Origin of the sequence: Actinoallomurus liliacearum, from assembly GCF_039542035.1 — a bacterium.
In the GTDB taxonomy this organism is placed as follows: domain Bacteria; phylum Actinomycetota; class Actinomycetes; order Streptosporangiales; family Streptosporangiaceae; genus Actinoallomurus; species Actinoallomurus liliacearum.
In genome coordinates this window covers 137399-158808 of record NZ_BAABHJ010000040.1, presented here as the reverse complement: position 1 = coordinate 158808, position 21410 = coordinate 137399, and the positions used below count along the sequence as shown (strand labels likewise).

The 21410-nt window shown below is 71.3% G+C and carries 22 protein-coding genes; 15 read left to right on the top strand and 7 right to left on the bottom strand.

Translation table 11 applies throughout. From position 1 onward, the window contains the following. Positions 1-308: 308 nt before the first annotated feature. From ABD978_RS39220 to ABD978_RS39205, 4 genes are all read left to right on the top strand, one after another. Entirely contained in the window at positions 309-662 is a 354-nt protein-coding gene (locus ABD978_RS39220) for an STAS domain-containing protein (RefSeq protein WP_252843406.1), read from the top strand. Between the two features lie 6 nt (positions 663-668). After that, a complete protein-coding gene (locus ABD978_RS39215; protein WP_345365964.1) occupies positions 669-1100 on the top strand; it encodes an ATP-binding protein in 432 nt (143 codons plus the stop codon). A 459-nt stretch (positions 1101-1559) separates the two neighbouring features. Further along, entirely contained in the window at positions 1560-3950 is a 2391-nt protein-coding gene (locus ABD978_RS39210) for a sodium-translocating pyrophosphatase (protein ID WP_345365962.1), read from the top strand. A 291-nt stretch (positions 3951-4241) separates the two neighbouring features. Beyond that, the gene (locus ABD978_RS39205; RefSeq protein WP_345365960.1) at positions 4242-4712 is read left to right on the top strand and encodes a SixA phosphatase family protein; all 471 of its coding nucleotides are present in this window, start codon (positions 4242-4244) and stop codon (positions 4710-4712) included. Between the two features lie 42 nt (positions 4713-4754). Here the strand turns inward: ABD978_RS39205 and ABD978_RS39200 are convergent, their stop codons facing one another. Beyond that, positions 4755-5123, bottom strand: coding sequence for a hypothetical protein (locus tag ABD978_RS39200; protein WP_345365958.1), 369 nt, complete (start codon positions 5121-5123; stop codon positions 4755-4757). Positions 5124-5620: 497 nt separating this feature from the next. On the opposite strand from ABD978_RS39200, the gene ABD978_RS39195 reads away from it, so the two are divergent. Further along, on the top strand, positions 5621-7774 hold the full coding sequence (locus tag ABD978_RS39195) for an FUSC family protein (protein WP_345365956.1): 2154 nt from the start codon (positions 5621-5623) through the stop codon (positions 7772-7774). A 71-nt stretch (positions 7775-7845) separates the two neighbouring features. Here the strand turns inward: ABD978_RS39195 and serB are convergent, their stop codons facing one another. Further along, positions 7846-9051, bottom strand: coding sequence for a phosphoserine phosphatase SerB (gene serB, locus ABD978_RS39190; RefSeq protein ID WP_345365954.1), 1206 nt, complete (start codon positions 9049-9051; stop codon positions 7846-7848). Between the two features lie 314 nt (positions 9052-9365). After that, positions 9366-9572, bottom strand: coding sequence for a GntR family transcriptional regulator (locus tag ABD978_RS39185; protein WP_345365952.1), 207 nt, complete (start codon positions 9570-9572; stop codon positions 9366-9368). Positions 9573-9746: 174 nt separating this feature from the next. Between ABD978_RS39185 and ABD978_RS39180 the strand changes: the two genes are divergently transcribed. Next, a complete protein-coding gene (locus ABD978_RS39180; RefSeq protein ID WP_345365950.1) occupies positions 9747-10172 on the top strand; it encodes a hypothetical protein in 426 nt (141 codons plus the stop codon). A gap of 110 nt (positions 10173-10282) precedes the next feature. On the opposite strand, the gene ABD978_RS39175 is transcribed toward ABD978_RS39180, so the two are convergent. Genes ABD978_RS39175 through ABD978_RS39165 form a run of 3 tightly spaced genes read right to left on the bottom strand, consistent with a single transcriptional unit; the run spans position 10283 to position 13282 of the window. Further along, complete coding sequence (locus tag ABD978_RS39175; RefSeq protein ID WP_345365948.1) at positions 10283-11293, bottom strand: S-adenosylmethionine:tRNA ribosyltransferase-isomerase; 1011 nt, start codon at positions 11291-11293, stop codon at positions 10283-10285. Next, a complete protein-coding gene (locus ABD978_RS39170; RefSeq protein WP_345365946.1) occupies positions 11286-12617 on the bottom strand; it encodes an MFS transporter in 1332 nt (443 codons plus the stop codon). Before ABD978_RS39170 ends, ABD978_RS39175 begins: the two co-directional genes overlap by 8 nt. Beyond that, positions 12614-13282: an SDR family NAD(P)-dependent oxidoreductase gene (locus ABD978_RS39165; RefSeq protein WP_345365944.1), complete on the bottom strand. Its 669-nt coding sequence runs from the start codon at positions 13280-13282 to the stop codon at positions 12614-12616. Before ABD978_RS39165 ends, ABD978_RS39170 begins: the two co-directional genes overlap by 4 nt. 112 nt (positions 13283-13394) lie before the next feature. Between ABD978_RS39165 and ABD978_RS39160 the strand changes: the two genes are divergently transcribed. The 7 genes from ABD978_RS39160 (at position 13395) to ABD978_RS39130 (ending at position 18489) form a co-directional block, all read left to right on the top strand. Continuing rightward, the gene (locus tag ABD978_RS39160) at positions 13395-13781 is read left to right on the top strand and encodes a DUF2752 domain-containing protein (RefSeq protein ID WP_345365942.1); all 387 of its coding nucleotides are present in this window, start codon (positions 13395-13397) and stop codon (positions 13779-13781) included. Positions 13782-13792: 11 nt separating this feature from the next. Beyond that, positions 13793-14110: a hypothetical protein gene (locus ABD978_RS39155; protein WP_345365939.1), complete on the top strand. Its 318-nt coding sequence runs from the start codon at positions 13793-13795 to the stop codon at positions 14108-14110. 65 nt (positions 14111-14175) lie between these two features. Further along, positions 14176-15318, top strand: a complete 1143-nt coding sequence (locus ABD978_RS39150; RefSeq protein WP_345365937.1) for a GAF domain-containing sensor histidine kinase — start codon at positions 14176-14178, stop codon at positions 15316-15318. 108 nt (positions 15319-15426) lie between these two features. After that, entirely contained in the window at positions 15427-16044 is a 618-nt protein-coding gene (locus tag ABD978_RS39145) for a response regulator (RefSeq protein ID WP_345365935.1), read from the top strand. 115 nt (positions 16045-16159) lie between these two features. After that, a complete protein-coding gene (locus tag ABD978_RS39140; protein ID WP_345365933.1) occupies positions 16160-16909 on the top strand; it encodes a PP2C family protein-serine/threonine phosphatase in 750 nt (249 codons plus the stop codon). A 335-nt stretch (positions 16910-17244) separates the two neighbouring features. Next, on the top strand, positions 17245-17637 hold the full coding sequence (locus ABD978_RS39135) for a DUF2752 domain-containing protein (protein WP_345365931.1): 393 nt from the start codon (positions 17245-17247) through the stop codon (positions 17635-17637). Between the two features lie 72 nt (positions 17638-17709). Continuing rightward, a complete protein-coding gene (locus tag ABD978_RS39130; protein ID WP_345365929.1) occupies positions 17710-18489 on the top strand; it encodes an RDD family protein in 780 nt (259 codons plus the stop codon). Between the two features lie 67 nt (positions 18490-18556). Here the strand turns inward: ABD978_RS39130 and ABD978_RS39125 are convergent, their stop codons facing one another. Beyond that, a complete protein-coding gene (locus tag ABD978_RS39125) occupies positions 18557-19330 on the bottom strand; it encodes a hypothetical protein (RefSeq protein ID WP_345365927.1) in 774 nt (257 codons plus the stop codon). A 104-nt stretch (positions 19331-19434) separates the two neighbouring features. Here ABD978_RS39125 and ABD978_RS39120 point away from each other — a divergent pair, with 104 nt between their 5' ends. Together ABD978_RS39120 and ABD978_RS39115 are read left to right on the top strand one after the other, a co-directional pair. After that, positions 19435-20232 (top strand): ABC transporter ATP-binding protein, encoded by a 798-nt coding sequence (locus ABD978_RS39120; RefSeq protein WP_345365925.1) that lies wholly within the window; start codon positions 19435-19437, stop codon positions 20230-20232. 196 nt (positions 20233-20428) lie between these two features. Next, a complete protein-coding gene (locus tag ABD978_RS39115; RefSeq protein WP_345365923.1) occupies positions 20429-21364 on the top strand; it encodes a PrsW family intramembrane metalloprotease in 936 nt (311 codons plus the stop codon). Positions 21365-21410 lie beyond the last annotated feature (46 nt).

Sequence of the window (21410 nt, the reverse complement as noted above, 5' to 3'; positions counted from 1 at the left end):
GCGGGCCGGTACGGCCGCCTGCGGCCGACGGGGCGTCATGGTCGGAGGGGAAGGCGGAGTCCGTCTCTATGGCCTGCGTCACCCCTTCGGTTGAAAGTGGTTCGCCATGCGGAGGTTTCCAGTCTGGCATCCTGGGCACAACGCTTGGGCCGTCACGTGCCTACCCCCTGCTCGCACGAGGCATACGCCACGCTGGGCGGGGTCGCCCTGTGTGGTGATTTCGTGTAGACACGATGGCGGAGCGTGGTTGAATCACGGCGGGGTTCCATGGCCCCGACTTCCATACGCGGCACGGCGCAGGAGGATCTGTGGACCTGAAGGTGAACGACTACACCACCGACGATGACCTCACAGTCATCAACGTGGAGGGAGAGATCGACGTCTACACCGCGCCGAAACTCCGCGAGAAGCTCATCGACCTGGTGAACAAGGGTAAGTACCACCTCCTCGTCGACATGGAGAAGGTCGAGTTCCTCGACTCCACCGGCCTCGGGGTTCTGGTCGGCGGGCTCAAGCGGGTTCGGGCGCACGACGGCTCGCTGGAGCTCGTCTGCACGCAGGAGCGCATCCTGAAGATTTTCCGGATCACCGGCCTGACCAAGGTCTTCGGCATCTTCGACTCGGTCGACGACGCGCGAGAGCACCGCAAGAAGCAGAAGTAGGGTCGGATGGCGCCCGAGACAGCCACCGTCGAGCTTGCGTTCAGTCCCCTCCCGGCTCATGTCCGCACCGCCCGGTTGATCGCGACCGCCGTCGCCCGGCGGGGCGGGATCGAAGAGACGTTGCTCGACGAGGTGCGGTTGGCGGTCGGCGAGGCCTGCTCCCGCGCGGTGGAGGCCCATCGGCAGCAGTGCCCGGAAGAGCCCGTCCGGGTGGAGCTGCGGGACGGCGGGGATCGGTTCGTGGTCGTGGTCACCGACCGGGTGCCCGACGACGATCCGACGCGTAACGGCGGCACGGGGCCGGTCGACCTCACGGAGCTGAACGGCGAGCTCAATCTGGGGTTCGCCGTCATCGCGGGGCTGGCCGACGACGTGGACATCGCATCGACGCCGTCCGGAGTAGAGATCACAATGAGCTGGCCGGTCAAGAAGGACTGACCGGCCCGACCCGTCGAAGGATCCGTACGTACGCGCCGGTCGAGGTCTCCTCGGCCGGCACGCTCAGATCGAGGGTCCTCGGCCGGCATAGAAGGCTCCGCCCTCGGGGTCGCGCGACGCGCGACTCCGGGGGCTTCTGCTTTATACGGGCAGTACACTTTTCCCAGTTTTCGCGGCCCTAATCCCCTGATCGCCGCTTATGGACAGCTTTTTGGTCAAGAAGTGGATCGTCGCGTAAGTCGGCTTTGACCAGCGAAGACGCCTCTGACTAACCGCGTAGTATTAATTTCTGGTGCAGCGAGTGTCACATCTCGGTCGCATTACCGTTAAGCAACCGAGCAGGCTTCTAATTCCGGCTACGCCTGCGTAGACTCCCGGCACCATTGCCCCGCCCGACGCGTGGCGGTGGCCGGTCACCCCCGGGGCGACCGGATCGAACGCGGCTGTCGAGGAGGATGCATGTCTGGGCTTCACCCGCCCGCCCAGGCCGGTGCGGAGGTGAGTCTCGGCGGCAGCGACCTGAGTCTGGTGGTCGTTGTCGGCGTGATCGCCTTGTTGGCACTGGCTGTCGCAGGCGTCTTGGTTCGCGAGGTACTCGCCGCGAGCCAGGGCACCGAGAAGATGCAGAGCATCGCAACGGCGGTGCAAGAGGGCGCGCTGGCGTACCTCAAGCGCCAGTTCCGTACGGTCGGCATCTTCGTGGTCATCATTCCGTTCCTGCTGCTCCTGCTTCCGGCGGAGTCGACCGGGGTGAAGATCGGTAGATCGGTGTTCTTCGTCGTCGGCGCGCTGTTCTCCGGCATTACCGGGTTCACCGGAATGTGGCTTGCCGTGCGAGGCAACGTCCGGGTCGCGGCGGCGGCGCGCGAGACCGGCGAGAAACTCGCGATGCGGATCGCCTTCCGCACCGGCGGCGTCGCCGGAATGTTCACCGTCGGCCTGGGCCTGTTCGGCGCCGCCGTCGTCGTGTTCGCCTACAAGGGCAAGGCCCCGGGCGTGCTCGAGGGCTTCGGATTCGGGGCCGCGCTGCTCGCGATGTTCATGCGGGTCGGTGGCGGCATCTTCACCAAGGCGGCCGACGTCGGCGCGGACCTCGTCGGCAAGGTCGAGCAGGGCATCCCGGAGGACGACCCGCGCAACGCGGCGACGATCGCCGACAACGTCGGCGACAACGTCGGTGACTGTGCCGGCATGGCCGCCGACCTGTTCGAGTCGTACGCCGTCACGCTCGTCGCGGCCCTCATCCTCGGCCGGGTCGCGTTCGGCACCGAGGGCCTGGTCTTTCCGCTGATCGTGCCGATGATCGGCGTGGTCACCGCGGTGGTCGGCGTCTTCGCGGTCGCGCCGCGGGCCAAGGACCGGTCGGGCATGACCGCGATCAACCGCGGCTTCTTCATCTCGGCGATCATCTCCGCGATCGCCGTCGCCGTGGCGACGTTCCTGTACCTGCCCGACTCGTTCGCCAAGCTGCACGGGGCCAACGCCTCGATCACCGGCGACTCGAACCTCGCCGACGTCGATCCGCGCTGGGTCGCGCTCGGCGCCGTGCTGATCGGCATCGTGCTGGCCAGCGCGATCCAGCTGCTCACCGGCTACTTCACCGAGACGAACCGCCGTCCGGTCAAGGAGACCACCGACAGCGCCCGTACGGGTCCGGCGACCGTCATCCTGGCCGGCATCTCGCTCGGCCTGGAGTCGGCCGTCTACACCGCGCTGGTGATCGCCGCGGCCGTGTACGGCGCGTTCCTGCTCGGGTTCGACAACACGACCGTCGCGCTGTTCGCGGTCGCGCTGGCCGGCACGGGTCTGCTCACGACGGTCGGCGTGATCGTCTCGATGGACACGTTCGGCCCGGTGTCCGACAACGCGCAGGGCATCGCGGAGATGTCCGGCGACGTCGAGGGCGAGGCCGCCGGCGTACTGGAGCGCCTCGACGCGGTCGGCAACACCACGAAGGCGATCACCAAGGGCATCGCCATCGCCACCGCGGTGCTCGCCGCGACCGCGCTGTTCGGCTCGTTCCGCACGACGGTGGTCAACGAGCTGTCCGGCGCGAGCGACAACGTCAAGAAGGCCCTCGGCCCGACGTTCCGGACCTTCAACCTGGGCGTCGACAACCCGAACGTCCTGGTCGGCCTGATCATCGGCGCCTCGGTGGTGTTCCTGTTCTCCGGTCTGGCGATCTCGGCGGTCGGCCGCGCGGCCGGACGTGTCGTGGTCGAGGTGCGCGAGCAGTTCCGCACCAAGCCCGGGATCATGGACTTCACCGAGAAGCCCGACTACGACCGGGTGGTCAGCATCTGCACCGCCGACGCGCAGCGCGAGCTGGCCACGCCCGGTCTGCTGGCGATCATGACGCCGATCGCGGTCGGCTTCGCGCTCGGGTACGCGCCGCTCGGCGCGTACCTCGCGGGTGCGATCGCGGCCGGCGCTCTGATGGCGGTGTTCCTGTCCAACTCCGGTGGCGCCTGGGACAACGCCAAGAAGCTCGTCGAGGAGGGCCACCTCGGCGGCAAGGGTTCGGAGGCGCACGCGGCAACGGTCATCGGCGACACGGTCGGCGACCCGTTCAAGGACACCGCGGGCCCGGCGATCAACCCGCTGATCAAGGTGATGAACCTCGTGTCGCTGCTGATCGCCCAGGCCGTCGTCACGTACGCGGCGAACACCGCCCTGCGGGTCGTCGTCACCGTCGTCGCGGTCGCCGTCATCGTCGGCGCGATCGTCGTCTCGAAGCGGCGGGCGTCCTCCATCGGCGGGGAGGCCGAGCCGGCCGTCGAGAGCGGCGCGAAGGCGCCGGGCGGCGCGGAGGACACGGACGAGGAGGCCGCGTCGGCCAAGGCGTCGTGACCGCATCAGCCACTCTGTGAAGAGGGCAGAGGGGGCCGGACGGATCACCGTCCGGCCCTCTCCGCGTGTACGGGCAGGATGAGGCCCTCGCACCGCGGCCCCTGACCGGTGCGTCCGCGGCCAGGGGGCGGGGTGTGGTCGGGGCACTGCGGGGAGGCGGCAGACTGGAGGCATGCAGAAGTCCCAGCCGTCCGGCGCGAAGGGGTTCGCGATCCTCGTCGGCGTGATGTTCGCGATCGTCCTGACGATCATGCTGATCGCCGTGATCTTCTCGCCGCACCACCGCGTCTGATGCCCACGCTGATCGTGCTGCGGCACGCCAAGGCCGAGTCCCCGCTCGGCACGGCCGACATCGATCGGCCGCTCGCCAAGCGGGGACGGCGCGACGCGCGGGCGGCCGGCGACGAGTTGCGCGCCACCGGCCGCGTCCCCGATCGAGTGATCTGCTCGCCGGCCCTGCGTACCCGGCAGACCCTTCAGGAGCTGCGGCTGGACGCCCCGGTGGACATCGAGGACGGGGTGTACGACAACGATCCCGAGGCGATCCTCGACCTGCTGCGCGGTCGGCCCGATGCCCCTGGAACGCTTCTGCTGGTCGGACACAACCCATCCATGCATCGGCTGGTGTCCGACCTCGGCGGCGGGGCGGGCGAGGGCTTCCCGACGGCCGCGACGGCGGTCATCGAGTTCGACGGGGACTGGAGTGACCTATGGCCGGGCATCGGCCGTCTGGCGTCGCTGTGGACTCCGCGCGCCCGGTAGTCGTCGCAGCGTCGACACGACGGCCGTCATCACCGAAGACCGTCAGCCGCAGTGCGACGGACCCGAGTACCACACCTTCCAGCCGGGACCGGTGCCGCCTCCCCAGTCGATGCAGGTGTGCGGCGCCGTGACCTTCACCGGGCCGGCGTAGGTGCCGTAGGTGCCGTAGTTGTTGGTGTACTTGAAGTTGTAATGCTTGGTGGTCCCGGTGTTCTTCGCGATGGAGGCGAGCATCTTCGTGCGCTTGCCGACGTAGGCGCGCTTCTTCCACGTGACCACGCAGTCCGTGCGGCCGTTGTAGAGCAGGTAGACGGTGGCGATCTTGCCGAGATCATGGTGGCCGATGACGTGGTAGCTGCCGCCACCGCAGGCCGCGATCGGTGAAGACGCCGCGTCCGCGGGACCGGTCACCGCAATCGATCCGGCGATTGCCGCCGCGGTACTGAGCGCCAGCACCGCTTTCCGCATGAAGCCGTGCACGAATTCGTCCCTTCAGTTGGTGATCTTGATGGTTCGGTAGCCTAGAGGACGATGATCACGTCGCGTGTGCTTATGGGGACGGTCCGAAGTCCCTCTTTCGGAAGCGACCGGAAGTGGGCTACGGACGGACGAGCGGGTCGCCTTGCCGCCGTCCGGTGATCGCCAGAAGGACTTCCCCGGCTTCGACGGTGACTGGCCTGACCTGTGGCCGGGAGCCGGCCGCCTCGCCGCGTACTGGGCCCCGCACACCCACTGACCAGCCCGCCGCGCCGCCTACCGGACTCCGCGCCCGCCGTGTCGCGTACTCCACGGACCTGACGCGCCCGCCGCCGCGCCGCGTACGGGACTCGGCATGCCGGTCGCCGTGGCCGCGATTACCTGGCCTTTCGTACCCTTACTCCGGGAGGTTCCGGACGAAGGGGCGTGTTTTGCGGTCGTCGCTTGCCTGGCTGCGGGAGACGTATGCGGAGTCCGAGGGGCGCGCGTCGCCGATGTACGGCGTGGTGGCCTCCATCGGCATCGCCGTCCCGCTGTTGATCGGGACGGTGACCGGGCATCCGGCCCAGGGCGGAGTGGCGGCGCTCGGGGCCTTCTTCGTGGTCAACACCACGCCCCAGGGCCCGTACGGCGCCCGCGCCCGCGCGCTGCTCGCGGCGGTCCTGGTGGTGACGGGCTTCTCCGTGCTCGGCGGCCTGCTGGCCGGTCACCCCCTGCTCGCGGTGGTCGTCGTGCCCGTCGTCGCGGCGGTGGCCGTGGCCGTCCCCTGGCTGGGCGTGACGGCGACACTGGTCCTGATCGCCGCGACGGTCCGGCCGGCGGGCAGCCCGGTGCTGTTCAACGGCTTCCTGGAGATGCTCGGCGGGCTGTTCGTCGCCCTGCTCATGGTCGGTCCCCTGCTCACCCACCGCCTGCGGCCACTGCGCACGGCACTCGCGGAGGCGGGCGGCTCGGTGGCCTTCGCGCTGGACCTCCTGGCCGAGCCGGAGCCGCGCACCGAGGAGTGGGAGCGGCGGCGCCGCCAGGCGTACGACGAGATCAGGAAGGCCCGGGCGACGTACGGGCTGTACCTGTCGGGCGGGCGGGACGACGAGCAGCGTCCGAGGCGACTGATCGACGCGTTCAACCGCGTCATGGACGAGGCCGTCGCGCTGCGCACGCACCTCGAGGCGGCGCGGCAGACGTCCCCGCCCGAGGAGTGGGAGCGCGAGCGCCGGGTCGCCGTCGCCGCGATCGCCGCCCGGCTGCGGCTGGTCGCCGGAGGGATCGAGTCGGGCGGCGGCACACCGCTCGGCGCGGACCAGCCGGTCGCGCTGCACCGGTTCGCCCGGGTCAGCGAGGAGGTACGCCAGGCGTGGCTCCCGGACGACCTGGTACGGACGGCGCTCATCGTGCAGGTCCGGCAGTCGATCGGCCGGATGGCCGCGACCGTCGACGGCGCCCGGGAGATCATCGCCCCCGGCCTGAAGATCGAAATCGACTCGCCGCGCCTCCCCGAACGCCCGACGGGCGGCTGGGCCCGCTTCACCGAGGGCGTCCGTACGCGCTCGCCCGGCTTCCGGCACTCCACGCGCATGGGGGTGGCGATCGCCGTCGCCATGGCCCTCACCACCTGGCTGCACCTGACGCACGGCCACTGGCTGACCATCACGGTCGTCGCCAGCCTGCGCGACTCGTACGGCGACACGGTGACGCGGGTCGTGAAGCGGATCGGCGGCACGGCGATCGGCGCGATCGTCGCCGCGCTGGCCCTCGCGCTCGTGCCGCACCAGGCCACGCTCATCGTGCTGGTCTTCATCGGAGCGGCCCTCGGGTTCACGGTGCGGCCGGTGAACCACGGGCACTGGATGGCCGTCGCCACGCCGATGATCATGTTGCTGATCGACTACTCCGCCCCGATGAGCTGGTCCGCCGCCGGGTGGCGGATCGGGCTGACCGTCGTGGGCGGACTGTTCGCGCTGGCCGCCGCCCGGGTGCTCTGGCCGGCCGGCACGATCGGCCTCCTGCCCGGCCGGCTGGCCCGCCTGATGCGGACCCACGCCGGGCTGGCCCGGGCCGTCGCGGCGCGCTTCGACGGCGAGGCCGAGACGTCCGTCCGCAGGCGGATGGAGGACGCCGCGGGGGCGGCCGCCGACGTCGAGGAGTCGGCGACCCGGCTCGGGCACGAGCCGGCGCCACCGGCGGAGCTGGTACGGCGGCTGCTCGACGCCACGTCGATCGCCCGGCGGCTGCGCGACGACGTGCAGGCCGTCGGCACGCTCTGGGAGGACCGTACGGACGCCGGCCCGCTGCCCGCCATCCTCGAACGGGTCGCCGACCAGCTCGACGAGAGCGCGGACGCCCTGCTGTCCCCTGACGGCGCCGTCGCCGAACTCCGGCTGGACGACCTCCTGGAGGAGTTCGACCGGCACCTGGCCGAGCTGACACGCCGCCGCCGCGTCGAGCTGGACGACGTGGGAACGGACGCGGTCACGACGCTGCGCCGCTCACTGGTCCAGGTCGCCGCCGCCCGGCACGCGCTGCGCGGTCTCGCCTCCGACGCCGAACGCCTCCGCCGGGCCGTCCTGAGCGACGCAGCCCCCTGACCCGGGAACATCGGCCGGCCGTGGCGGTGCCGCGCCGGTCGGCGCGAGCGACGCGGCCCCGGACCCGGCGCTCAGAGCAGGCCGGCGTCCTCGGCGTCCGCGGCGTCGATCTCCTCGCGGGAGATGCCCAGCAGGAAGGCGATGCTGTCCATGTAGGGCACGTTGAGGGCCGTGTCGGCGGCCTCGCGTACGACGGGCTTGGCGTTGTAGGCGATGCCGAGCCCGGCGGCGGCGAGCATGTCGAGGTCGTTCGCGCCGTCACCGATCGCGACGGTCTGGCTGATCGGTACGCCGGCGTCGGCCGCGAACCGGCGCAGCGCCTCCGCCTTGCCCGCCCGGTCGACGATGGGGCCGACGAGCTGCCCGGTGAGCTTGCCGTTCTCGACCTCGAGCACGTTGGCGGCCGTGTAGTCGATGCCGAGGTCCGCGGCGAGCGCGTCGGTGATCTGGGTGAACCCGCCGCTGACGATCGCGAACTTGTAGTCGAGCCGTTTCAACGTGCGCACGAGGGTGCGGACGCCCGGCGAGAACTCGATGCGGTCGCGCACCTGTGCCAGGACGCCCTCATCGAGCCCGGCCAGCATCGCGACCCGCTCCCGCAGCGCGCCCTCGAAGTCGAGCTCCCCGCGCATCGCGGCCTCGGTGATCTCGGCGACCTTGGTCTCCAGCCCGGCGTGCTCGGCGATGAACTCGATGACCTCGCCCTGGATGAGGGTCGAGTCGACGTCCATCACGATGAGCCGCTTCGCCCGCCGGGCGAGCCCGCCGCGCTGGACGGCCACGTCGACGTGCTGCTCGGCCGCCTCCGCGGCGAGCGCGACGCGCAGGCCGTCGGGGTCGGCGCCGGACACGTCCATCTCGATGCACGTGACCGGGTGGTGGGCGAGCCGCTCGATGCGGTCGATGTTGGCGCCGTGCGCCGCGACGCGCCCCGCCATCCCGGCCAGCGCGGCGGGCGTCAGCGGGTGGCCGAGGATGGTGACGTGCAACCGGCCGTGGCGGCGCCGCGGGTTGCCGTTGCCGGTCCCCGTGGCCAGCTCGATCTCCATGCCGAGGTCGGCGGCGATCTTCTCGGCGGCGGCCCAGACCTGGCCGATGTCGGTATCCGGACCGTACGAAACGAGCACACCGAGCACCAGACGACCGCGGATCACGACCTGCTCGACGTCGGCGACGGTGACGGGGAAAGCGGCGAGAGTACTGAACAGGCGGGACGTGACTCCGGGGCGGTCACGGCCGGTCAGCGTGATCAGCAGCGTGCGCGTCTTGGCATCCATGCTGTTCACCACGGTACTTGGCCCGCATAGTGGCCCGCTCGACGGTCCACCATCCGGACACCGAGGGTTCGTCGCCCGGACCCTTGGCGCCCGCCCTGCGTTACCGCAGGTCACCCCCTTTCAGGACACGTCCCTCAGGGAAGAGGCGCCGTACCGGATGCTCGGCAGGCACCCCGCCCGTGGTGTCGATATGCGGGCCTTGTCCCCGTCCGGGTCCGCGGTCGCCGTGCATTCGAGATGCGTTGGGCGGCGGACCGGAGGCGTCCCGGTTGCCGGCTCGGCCGGCTGATGTGGCCAGTCCGGTGAGCAGGTCGTCAATCGTCGTTCGACGTGCTTTCCCGAGGCTTAACGAAAGTTCCGCGTCCGGGAACTGCGATGACCGTGCCGCGCGCTGTGAGTTCCTGGACGGCGCGGGCCGCTGTCGCACGCGCTACGCCGCAGGTCTCGGTGATGACACGGGCGCCCGGCAGTCGTCGTCCGGAGCGGTCTCCAGGAGGTGTGCACGCGGCCGTCGAGATCACCTCCTATCTGCTGGAATGGAAATTGTCCCTACTGCGGGATCTCGCGCCCGTATCGGCGGGTGCCATGCCAGGCCTCTGGATCAATCTCCCTCTTTAATGGACGTGATCGGCTTACGTATGGATACTTAAGCGTCCCCTGTCGAAAGTCGCATGGGCATCTACTCTGGAGAAGACGTGCGCATCAAGCTCGCCACCGCCCTCAGCACCGCCATACTGGCCACAGGCATGCTCTCGAGCGCTCCTGCGGCAAGCGCCGCCAGCTACCCGGTCAGCACGTTCGACGTAACGCTCGGGAACACCTACACGAGGGGCACAATCACCTGGTACAACCGATCGGTCACCCTGACGGGTGAGCACAAGTCGGTTGACCAGAATTATTGCCGAGGGACCACTGCTTTCGCTCTTGACGCTGAAGGTCACGAAATGGATCGCCAGTACAGCTACGTCGATGACAACGCATGCGGCACCAGTAAAAGTTTCAGCTTCTCCCTAGTGGTGTCCTCTCCCGGACCCCCGATCGTGCGAGTCTGCCTCGACGACGGCGCCCTTCAACCCCCGATCACCTACCTGAAGTGCGTGCGCTACGGGCGTCCAAGCTGAGCCGTTCAGGCCAGGACCACCGCCGTTTCAGCACCGCCGGAAAGGCGACGGCCCCGCGGCCGGTTCTGGCACCTTACGGCGGAAGCCGGGCGGGACCGCCGTGTGCGCTGTCAGTGGGGAAGAAGAAGGTTCGCGTCGCCGAACTCGTGCCAGCGGTAGCCGCCCGCCAGGGCCTCGGCGTAGACGCGTTCGAGCAGTTCCTCGCCGGCGATCGCGGTGAGCATTCGCAGGTGCGAGGAGCGCGGTTCGTGGAGCCCGGTGAGTAGGCCGTCCACCACCCGTACGCCCTCGTCCGGAGTGACCACATGTGAGGTCCAGCCGTGGGCGGCCCGGACGAACCCCTTGCCGGTCACGGCGCTCTCCAGCGCGCGTACGACGGTCGTCCCCACGGCGACCACCCGGCCTCCTTCCCACCTCACGTGGTTGACGAGTGCCGCCGTCGTGGCCGGGACCTCGTAGCGCTCCGGGTACGGCGGTTCGTCCTTCTCCGGGGACGCCACGCCGGTGTGCAGGGTCAGCGGCGCGAGGAGCACGCCGCGCGCGACGAGGCGGGTCACCAGGTCGGCGGTGAAGGGACGCCCCGCGCTCGGCATCTCGGCGCTCCCGGAGCCGTCCTGCCGGGCCAGCGCCTCGGCGAAGACGGTCTGGTACGCCGCCGCCGGCTGGTCGCGGCGGACGTGGCCGTACCGGATCGGCACGCCGTGGCGCCGCAGGTACGGCTCCACGTCGGTGTCGAGGCGTGCCCGCCAGAGCCGGGGCGTGTACCGGTCCAGGAGGGTCAGCGTCGCGCCGCCGGGCATGGGGAACCACTCGCCCGGGCAGCCGCCCGCGTACGGCTCGGAGGCCCGGCCGGTCCGCAGCCGCAGCTCGACGAGCCAGCAGTCCGGGTCCGACGGCACCGGGCCGGAGAAGTGGACGGCCAGCCGGTCGAGTCGTACGGCGGCGGGCAGGGTCGCCGAGGTGTTGAAGACCAGCAGGTCGCCGGGCCGGAGCAGGGCCGGCAGATCGGTGAACGCGTGGTGCGTCACGCCGTCCCGGGTGGCCGCGAGCAGGCGGACGGCGTCGCGGCGCGCCGGGGGTTCGGGTGCCTCGAGGTCGGGCGGAAGGGCGAAGTCAAGCACGGGGGGCCTCCACACGGTGCGCGGCCGTGGCCGCGATGACGGCGATGACGAGGGTGCACACGAGCCCGGCGCCCAGGCCCGCCGCGTTGACCAGCGCGCCGGCCACGCCGACGGCGAGGGACGCGCCGAGGGTGTCGGAGATCTGCAGGGCCGAGGAGTTGGCGCCCTGCTCGGACGGGGCGGACAGGGCGAGCACCTGCACGCTGAGGGTCGGGAGGGCCATGCCCATCCCGAGCCCGCCGACGATCCAGGCGGGGACGGCCGCCCAGCCGGAGACGTACAGGGCCACGGCGATCCCGGCGACTCCGGTGGCCAGGAGGGCCGCGCCCAGCACCGCGAACCGCGCTCGCGAGCCGCCGGTGGACCTGCCCTGCAGCCAGGACCCGCCGCTCCAGCCGAGGGCTCCCGCGGTCAGCACGACCCCGGCGGCGGTGGGGGTGAAACCATGGCGGGTGATGAGCGCGAGCGGGATGAACACCTCGGTGCCGGACATCGTGCCCATCAGGAGGCCGCGCATGGCGATCGCGGTCGGCAGGCCCCGGCCGAGGCGCAGCGTGCCGCGCGGCAGCAGCACCCGTAGGCCGTACGCGAGGCCGGCCAGGCCGGGCAGCGCGAGCGGCGAGCGGTGGTCGATGCCCCACAGCAGGAGGGCGGCGCCGACGGCCAGCGCGACGGCGGCGAGCGTACGGCCCCGGGGGAGCACGCCGCGCGTCCGGGAGCCGCGCAGGGCCGGGATCAGCATGGCCGCGGCGGGCACGATGAGGGGAACGAGGCCGAGGAAGACCCAGCGCCAGCCGAGGTGCTCGGCGACCAGCCCGCCGACGGACGGGCCGACCAGCGACGGCACGACCCAGGCGGCCGACATGGCGGCGAACACCCGCGGCCGGGACGTCTCCGGATAGACGCCCGCGACGATCACGTACAGCGGGACGACCGCCAGGCCGGAGCCGAGGCCCTGGACGGCCCGGCCCGCCACGAACCAGGTCATCGCCGGGGCGGTCCCCACGATGACCAGCCCGGTGACGAAGACCGCCAGCCCGGTGAACAGCGGCATGGCGGGGCCGCGCGCGTCCGCCCAGCCGCCCGCCAGCACGTTCCCCACCAGCCCGGTGATGAAGACCGCGCTGAAGCCCCAGGCGTACATCGACAGGCCGCCCAGGTCGCGCGCTGCCACCGGCATGGCCGTGCCGACCGCCATCTGCTCGAACGCCAGCAGCGTGACGACGACCAGGATGCCGATCGTGGTCGTACGGTACGGGCCGGTCAGCAGCCGGGGGCGCGGTTCCCGGCCGGTCGTCTCCGCGGTCTCGGCCGGGGCGCTCACAGGTCGCCCACCGCGTACCGGCCGCTCGCGGGGCGTTCGCCGAGCAGTCTGCGCAGGGCGGGGACGGCGACGTCCTCGGGGAGGGGCGCGGCGTCCGCGTCCTCACCGGCGTCGGCGAGCATCCGCGTACGCATCTCGCCGGGGTCGACCCACCACACGGCGATCTCGGGCTCCTCCGCGGCCAGGACGTTGGACAGCTGGTCGAGCGCGGCCTTCGTCGCGCCGTACCCGCCCCAGCCCTCGTACGGCTCGCGGGCGGCGTCCGAGGTGACGTTGACGATGGCGCCCCGGCGCGCGCGGAGGGCCGGCAGCACGCCCTGGATGAGCGCGAGCGGGCCGAGCACATTGACCGCGAACGCGCGCTCCAGCTCGGGCGAGGGGTACTCGGCCAGCCGGGGCAGCGGCGTCGCGCCGAGCGTGCTCGCGTTGTTGACGAGAAGGTCGAGCCCGTCCGACGCCCGTACGAGCGTCTCCCGGTGGGCGGGGTCGGCGATGTCGCCGGCGAGGGCGGTGACGTCCACCCCCGCGGCGGCCAGGTCGGCGGCGATCTTCTCCAGGTCGGACGCCCCCCTGGCGTCGAGGATCAGACTCCAGCCGTCCTGGGCGAGCGCGCGGGCCAGCGCCAGGCCGAGCCCGCGAGACGCTCCGGTGATCAGTGCCTTCATGTCCTCGACGTTAAGCCCGTACCGCGTGACCGGCATCGGTCGCGGGACCTGGTCCGGCCGGGCTGATGGTCGTAGGTCCTTCGGGCACACTTGTCGTGTGAGGAACGGGCGGATGGCGATCGGGCGGCCGTGGGGGGTGCCCGCACGGGTGGCGCTGCTGGTCGCGGTCGTCGTCGGCCTGGCCGCGCTGCGCATCCCGCGCCCGCCCACGCTGTGCGTCCTGCGGCAGTACACCGGTGTCCCCTGCCCGCTGTGCGGGTTCACGACGGCGGCGGTCCATCTCGGCCACGCCGACATCGTGGGCGCATTCGACGCATCGCCGCTGGCTGTGGCGGTGTGCGCCGGGTTCGTGCTCGTTCCAATCGCGCGGCGTTCCCGGTTGAGCACGCTCTGGCAACGATCGTCCCGCAGAACGCGACAGATCGTCCCAATCGTCGCTATCGTCGCACCTCTGATCGTCTCCGAGGTCTGGCAGCTCGCCCGCTTCGGCATCATCTGACTGGAGGAACCGTGGGATACCCGCCTCAGGGCCCGCCCGGGTACGGTGACGGCCCGCCGTCCGCTCCGCCTCCGCCGCCCGGATACGGCGGCGGCTATGGACAGCCCGCCCAGCCGCAGTCGAGCACTCCGCAGGTGCTCTCGATCATCGGCATCATCTGCTGGTTCTGCTGCTCGCCGGCGGCCATCGTGCTCGGCTTCGTCGCCCAGGGCCAGTTCCGCGCCCAGGGGCGGCCCGACACGATCGCCAGGGTGGCCTGGATCGGCGGCATCGTCGCGCTGGCCCTCGGCGTCGTGAGCGCGATCGTCCGGCTGCAAGCCGGCAGCTGACGGTCTCCCGCGGGGTCCCCGCCCGGATCGGGCGGGGGCGCCGCGCGGCGGTACGGTCGTGAGCCGTGGACACCGATCGGGACGCCACGCTGCACGCCGTCAGCACGGCGGTGCTCGCGGTCACGCGGCACCTGTCCGTGCACGAGGTCCTGCAGGTGATCGTCCGGGCCGCCGCCCAGCTCCTCGACGCTCGCTACGCCGCGCTCGGCGTACCCGACGACGAGGGCTCGTTCGCCGAGTTCGTCGTGGAGGGCGTCTCGGACGAGCAGTGGAAGCGGATCGGCCCACTGCCCCGGCAGCACGGGCTGCTCGCGCTGATGCTGCGTGACGACCGCGCGCAGCGGCTGCCGGACGTGCGCAAGGACCCGGCGTTCGAGGGCTGGCCGACCGCGCACCCGGTCCTCAAGGACTTCCTCGGCGTCCCGATCAAGGACGGGACCGAGACCCTCGGCATCATCTTCCTCGCCAACCGGCGCACGCCGGGCGGCGTCTCGCCCGACCAACCTACCCCGACCGACCTCCCGTTCACGGCCGCCGACGAGGACCTGCTCACCCTCTTCGCGGCCCATGCCGCGATCGCGATGACGAACGCGCGGCTGTACGAACGGAACCGCGAACTCACCGTGATCGAGGAGCGCGCCCGGCTGGCGCGCGAGCTGCACGACGCGGTGGCGCAGAAGCTGTTCTCGCTCCGCCTCACCGCCGCGGCCGCTCTGTCCGCGCCCGACCCCCGCGCCGAGCTCGAACGCGTCCAGACGCTCGCCAAGGAGGCCCTCGCGGAGCTGCGGGAGGTCATCTTCGAGCTGCGCCCCGCCGAACTCGAGGGAGACGGGCTCGCGGAGTCGCTGCGCAAGCACGTACGGGTCCTGGACCGTGCCTGGAGCTCGGGGCGCGGGCGCCGGCCACGGGTCCGGTTCGAGGGCGAGGACGTCGCCCTGCCGGCCGAGGTCGAGGCGGTGGCGTACCGCGTCGCCCAGGAGGCCCTGTACAACGCCCTCCGCCACGGCGACCCCTCGGAGGTGACGGTGCGGCTGACGGCCGGCGCGCTGGAGGTCCACGACGACGGCACCGGCTTCGACGTGGGGGTCGGCTCGCGCGACGGCCTGGGGTTGGCGTCCATGCGCGAACGCGCGGAGTCGGTCGGCGGGCGCCTGACGGTCGACTCGTCCCCCGCCGGCACGGTCGTACGCCTGGAGGTGCCGGCATGACCCGCGTGTTGATCGTCGACGACCGTTCGAGCGTACGCCTGGAGGTTCCCGCATGATCGGGCTGCTGATCGCCGATGACCGTCCGGTCGTACGCCTGGAGGTGTCCGCATGATCCGGGTGCTGATCGCCGACGACCATCCGGTCGTGCGCCAGGGGCTGCGCACGTTCCTCGGCGTGCAGGACGACATCGAGGTCGTCGGCGAGGCCGCCGACGGCGCGGAGGCGGTCTCCCGCGCGGAGGCCCTGAATCCCGACGTCGTCCTCCTGGACCTGAAGATGCCCGGCGTCGACGGGCCGACCGCGCTGCGCGAGCTGCGCGCCCGCGGCATCGAGTCCCGCGTCGTCGTGCTCACCAGCGTCGGCGAGCGGGAGCACGTCCTGCCGGCCGTACGCGCCGGCGCCTCCGGATACCTCTACAAGGACGTCGACCCGCAGGCCCTGGTGCAGGCGATCCGCGCCGTCCACGACGGGCACATGCTGTTCGCGCCGGAGGCGACCGAGGCGATGCTGGCGCCCGCGCCGGGCGCCGGGGCGCTCACCGAACGCGAGCGCGAGGTCCTCGTCCAGATCGCCCGGGGCCGGTCCAACCGGGAGATCGCCCGGGCGCTGGTCGTTTCCGAGAAGACCGTCAAGACGCACGTTTCGAACATCCTGCTTAAGCTTGGGCTGCAGGATCGCACCCAAGCGGCCCTGTACGCCGTGCGTCACGGCCTCGCCGATCGGTGACTCGCGAGTATTCGCGTGAGATCGAGGAGGCGTAAGACGCGTCGGTCGAATATCTTGATGAACCTCAGTAGTCGGCTGAGTGAACCGCATCGCCGAGGATGTCATCGGAATTCATATGAGAGTCGCCATTCGCTACGCCGCGGGGTCGGACGTCGGCCGTACCCGCGAGAACAACGAAGACTCGGCGTATGCGGGCCCATGGCTGCTCGCAGTCGCCGACGGGATGGGGGGCCACGTCGGCGGGGAGATCGCAAGCTCCCTCGCCGTCCAGGCCCTCGCGCCGACCGACGCCGAGGTCCCACAGCCAGCGCTGGTGGACACGCTCGAACACGCCGTGCTGTCGGCCAACCAGGCCATCGCGCAGCGGGTCGTGCAGGAGCCGGCGCTGCAGTCGATGGGCACGACCTGCACCGCGATGCTGTGGTCTGGCACCCAGCTCGCGCTCGCGCACATCGGGGACTCCCGCGCGTACATGCTGCGGGACACCATCCTGTACCAGATCACCGAGGACCACACGCTGGAGAAGATGCTCACCGGCGAGGACGGCGCGGCGCCCCATCTGGCCAACCGCCTCGTCCGGGTGCTCGACGGCAAGTCGGACCGCAAGCCCGACATGTCGCTGCGTGAGGCCCTGCCGGGCGATCGCTACCTGCTGTGCTCCGACGGCCTGACCGGCCCGGTCGACGCCGAGACGCTGCATCAGGTCCTGACGACCCAGCCGGAGCCCGAGGCGGCCGTTCGCGCGCTCATCGATCTGGCCAATCAGGGCGGCGGACCGGACAACATCACCGTCATCGTGGTGGACGTCGTCCCGGAGGGCGCGGACGCGAGGCCCCCGGTCGTCGTGGGCGCCGCCCAGCGCTGACGACGGGCCTGGACGCCGTCCGGCATTGACGACGGTCGTGGGTGTCGTCCGGCGCTGACGACGGTCGCGTGGGCGCTGTCCGGCGCTGACGACGGTCGTGGGTGCCGCTCGGCGCCGAGGACGGTGGTGGACGCCGCCCGGCGTCGATGCCGGCCGGTCCCGAATGTCTCCGTGCGGTCACGTTCTGGGCTCTGGGGCCCATCTGACTTGACCGTTACCCGCCTTGCTGCGATATAGGTCCCACAGGCGTACAACGGCACGGGGTTGGAGGGCGGAGTTTGGACGTCGCACGGGGGACGAGGGTCACCCCTGGTGCGCCGACCGCGCCGGCGCGGATGCTCGCCTCCTTCACCGCCGCCGCAGGGGACGGGGTACGGGGTGTGGCGATCCGCACGGGGAGCATGGCCGTTGCGGCCGTACTCGCGGCGCTAGTGCACCGTGCCCACGATCCCGGCATACTGTGTCCGCTTCGGCGGTTCACCGGAGTCCCCTGCCCTCTTTGTGGCGGTACCACCGTCTTCATGGAGTTGGGGGCCGCCCACCCGGTCAGAGCCGTCCTCGCGAATCCGTTCGCTCTCGCGGGGGCGATCGGTCTGGCCACGGCGCCTTTGGGGATCGGGCGCCGATGGTGGACGATCGAGCCGCGCGCCCGCACTGCACTGCTCGGCGTCGTGCTGGGCCTGTCCTGGCTATGGCAGCTCGCCCGGTTCGGGCTCCTGCAGTGGTGAATTCCATATCGCGTCACGGCGACCGCGGGCCCGGCTTGGCAGACGGGCGTCATTCGATGAAGGAGTAAGAGCGTGAGCACCCCCTACGACCCGTACGGCCAGGGCCAGCAGCCCGGGTACGGTCAGCAGCCCGGATACGGGCAGCAGCAGCCCGGGTACGGCCAGCAGCAACCGGGCTACGGTCAGCAGCAGCCCGGTTATGGGCAGCAGCAGCCGGGCTATGGCCAGCAGCAGCCCGGGTACGGCCAGCAGCAGCAGCCCGGCTATGGCCAGCAGCAGCCCGGATACGGGCAGGACTACGGCCAGCAGCAGGGGTACGGCCAGCAGCCCGGTTATGGGCAGCAGCCCGGATACGGCCAGCAGGACTACGGGCAGCAGGGCTATGGCCAGCAGCCCGCCGCGTACGGCCAGCAGTACCCGCAGCAGGGCTATGGCGCCGGTTACAACCAGGGGCAGTACGCCAGCTGGTTCTCCCGGGTCGGCGCCACGCTGGTCGACGGACTGATCGTCGGCGTGCCGTACGGCCTGCTCTACGGCATCGGCATCGCGATCGGCGGTGGCGGCGGCGCCCTGGTCGTGTTCCTGGGGTTCCTCGCCGCGGTCGGGCTCGGCCTCTGGCTGTGCCACCAGGAGGGCACGACCGGTCAGACGCCCGGCAAGCGCGCCCTCGGCATCAAGCTGATCGGCGAGACCACCGGTCAGCCGATCGGGTTCGGCATGGCGTTCGTGCGCCGGCTCGCCCACTTCCTCGACGGCGCCGCCTGCTACATCGGCTACCTGTGGCCGCTCTGGGACGACAAGAGCCAGACGTTCGCCGACAAGGTCTGCACCACCATCGTCGTCCAGGCCTGAGAAACAGGATCGGGACAGACGCCCCGGCGACCGCGAGAGCGATCGCCGGGGCGTTTCGCGTACGAGGTCAGCGGACGGGGTCCAAGACGCTGTTGTAGGCGGCGACCCGGGCCCGGCGGACCGCGCGGTCGAGGGTGCGGAGAGCCTCGGAGCGACGCTCGACGTGCGCGGCGGACAGGCCGACGCTCTCGGTGGAACGTGCCAGATCGACCACGACGGCCAGCCGGCTCGCGAGCGCCGCGACCCGGTGCGCGCGTGCGGGGTACCCCGGCGCGAGGCCGCCGACGTGCTCGTGCCGGTGCGAGTCGCGCAGCGCGCCCAGCGCCTCGGCGATCTCCGGCCGCCACTCCTGCCCGCCGTCCACGGACAGGAGCGCCTCGGTGGCGTCCCGAACCGCCAGCGTCAACTGACGATCGGCCTCCGGCAGCGCGGGGGTGTCCAGGGCGCCGGAGCGGGTCTCGTGAACCTCCCAGCGGGTGCCGACGTACGAGGAGCCCCGGCGGTCCTCCGCCGGAATGAGGCCGAGCGACCGCTCGCGCGTCGTGGCGAGGACGGCCTCCCCGGCGTCGATCGCCGCCGTGTTGAAATCCGGCGGGCCGGTCAGCCCGAGCGGGTCGCCCGGTGCGGGCAGCGCGAGGCGCAGCCCGGTGAGTCCGGCCACGCGGAGCGCGCCGAGACCCTGGCGCAGCGGAAGCTCGCCGCTCTCGCCGGGTACGCCGGCGACCACGTGCGGGCCGCCCTGGCGCTCGACGACATCGGCCGCCTCGTCGAGCCCCACATGGCCGGTCAGCCAGGCGTTGCCCCAGGCGACAAGCCCGGTGGAAGGGAGAGTGAGGCGCATGCCGACCACCATAAGCGTTTCATAATGCCGTAGGTTCATTCCGAGACCCGGACAGCGCCCGGCGGCATCCCGCCGGTCGCTGCGCGCTCTAGGGGAAGGATGCGATGGCCGGCGAGGTACTACGACTCAAGGGCGTCGAGGTCCGACGCGAAGGCGCGTCGCTCCTGCGCGACGTCGACTGGACGGTCCAGGAAGACGAGCGATGGGTCATCGTCGGCCCGAACGGCGCCGGAAAGACGACCTTGCTCCAGGTCGCCGCCGCCATGCTGTTCCCCACCGAGGGCGAGGTGGAGCTGCTGGGCGAGACGCTCGGCAAGACCGACGTCTTCGAGCTGCGGCCCCGCATCGGCCTGTCCAGCGCGGCGATCGCCGACAAGATCCCGGCCGACGAGAAGGTCATCGACATCGTCCTGACGGCGTCGTACGCCATCATCGGCCGGTGGAAAGAGGAGTACGACTCCACGGACGTCACCCGGGCGGTCGAGCTCCTCGACGCGCTCGGCTGCGCGCACCTGATCCGGCGCCGGTTCTCCACCCTGTCCGAGGGCGAGCGCAAGCGGGTATCGATCGCCCGCGCGCTCATGCCCGACCCCGAGCTGCTGCTCCTGGACGAACCGGCCGCCGGCCTCGACCTCGGCGGCCGAGAGGACCTGGTGGCGCGCCTCACCGCCCTGTCCAACGACCGCCTCGCGCCCACGATGGCCCTCGTCACCCACCACGTCGAGGAGGTGCCCGAGGGGTTCACGCACGCGCTGCTGCTGCGCCGAGGCTCGGTCGTCGCCACCGGGAAGGTCGATGAGGTCTTCACCGAAGAGCTGCTGTCGGAGTGCTTCGGCCTGCCCCTGAAGATCGAGCGGCAGGACGGCCGCTGGCACGCGCACGCGGTCGCCCCCCGCCCCTGAGCCGGCTCGAGACGACCGACTCCCGAGGACCGGCCGAGCCGCCCCTGCCGGCCGGTCCCGCTCTCCGCGCCGCAGGACGGCCCGACCCCGATCCCTCGATCGCCGGTCAGCGGCGTTTTTCGGCTCCGCGGCCCGGGTAGACGCCGACCGATCGGCGCATGAATCCCGGTACGGGTCGAGGCGACGGGAGCGGGCGATGGGCACACCCACCTTTCAGGCTCCGCGGCGGGCCGCGCGGCCATGGCTCCGGGTGTTCGTCACCGGACTGGTGCTGTGGGTGCTGACCGTCCTCGTCATCCTGCTCACGCAGAACCCGAACCTGATCCCCACCCTCGTGCTGCTGGGCAGCTTCCTGGTGCCGGTGACGTTCGTCGTCTGGGCGTTCGAACGCCGTGACACGGGCGAGCTGACGCCGACGCTGGTGTTCAGCACCTTCCTCACCGGCGGGGTGCTGGGCGTGCTGGCCGCCTCCCTGCTGGAGACGTACCTGCTGCACCCGTCGCCCTGGCTGTTCGTCGGTGTCGGGCTGATCGAAGAGGCCGTCAAGCTGTGCGCGCTGGCCGTCCTCACCCGGCACCTGGCGACCAAGACGATGCGCGACGGGATGATCCTCGGCGCGGCCGTCGGGTTCGGCTTCGCCGCCTTCGAGTCGGCCGGCTACGCCTTCACCGCGCTGTTCACCGAGAACGGCCTGTCGTTGATGCAGGTGGTGCAGACCGAACTCCTCCGCGGCCTGCTCGCCCCCGTGGGCCACGGCCTGTGGACGGGGATCCTCGGCGGCGTGCTGTTCCGGGCCAGCACCCGGCATCACTTCCTGATCACCTACCGGCTGATCGTGGCCTACGTCGGCGTCTCGCTCCTGCACGCCCTGTGGGACTCGATGCACTCCATCGCGCTGGTCGTCACCCTGCTGCTCACCGGGAGTCCCGCGCAGTACCGGCTGCTCGAGACGGGCTGGATGCCGAGGCCCACCGACGAGCAGGTGCGCCTGTTCACGTTCCTGTCGTGGGCGGGGCTCGCCGTCATCTCCGTGATCGGTATCGCCTGGCTGGTGGGCCTGTGGCACTCGACCCGCCGCCCCTACAACCCGCCCCCCGGCTGGCGCATCCCCACCGCCACCCCGCCCCACTGAGGCTGAGAATCGAGTCGATCCCGTTACCGCTTGATTACGCTTAGCC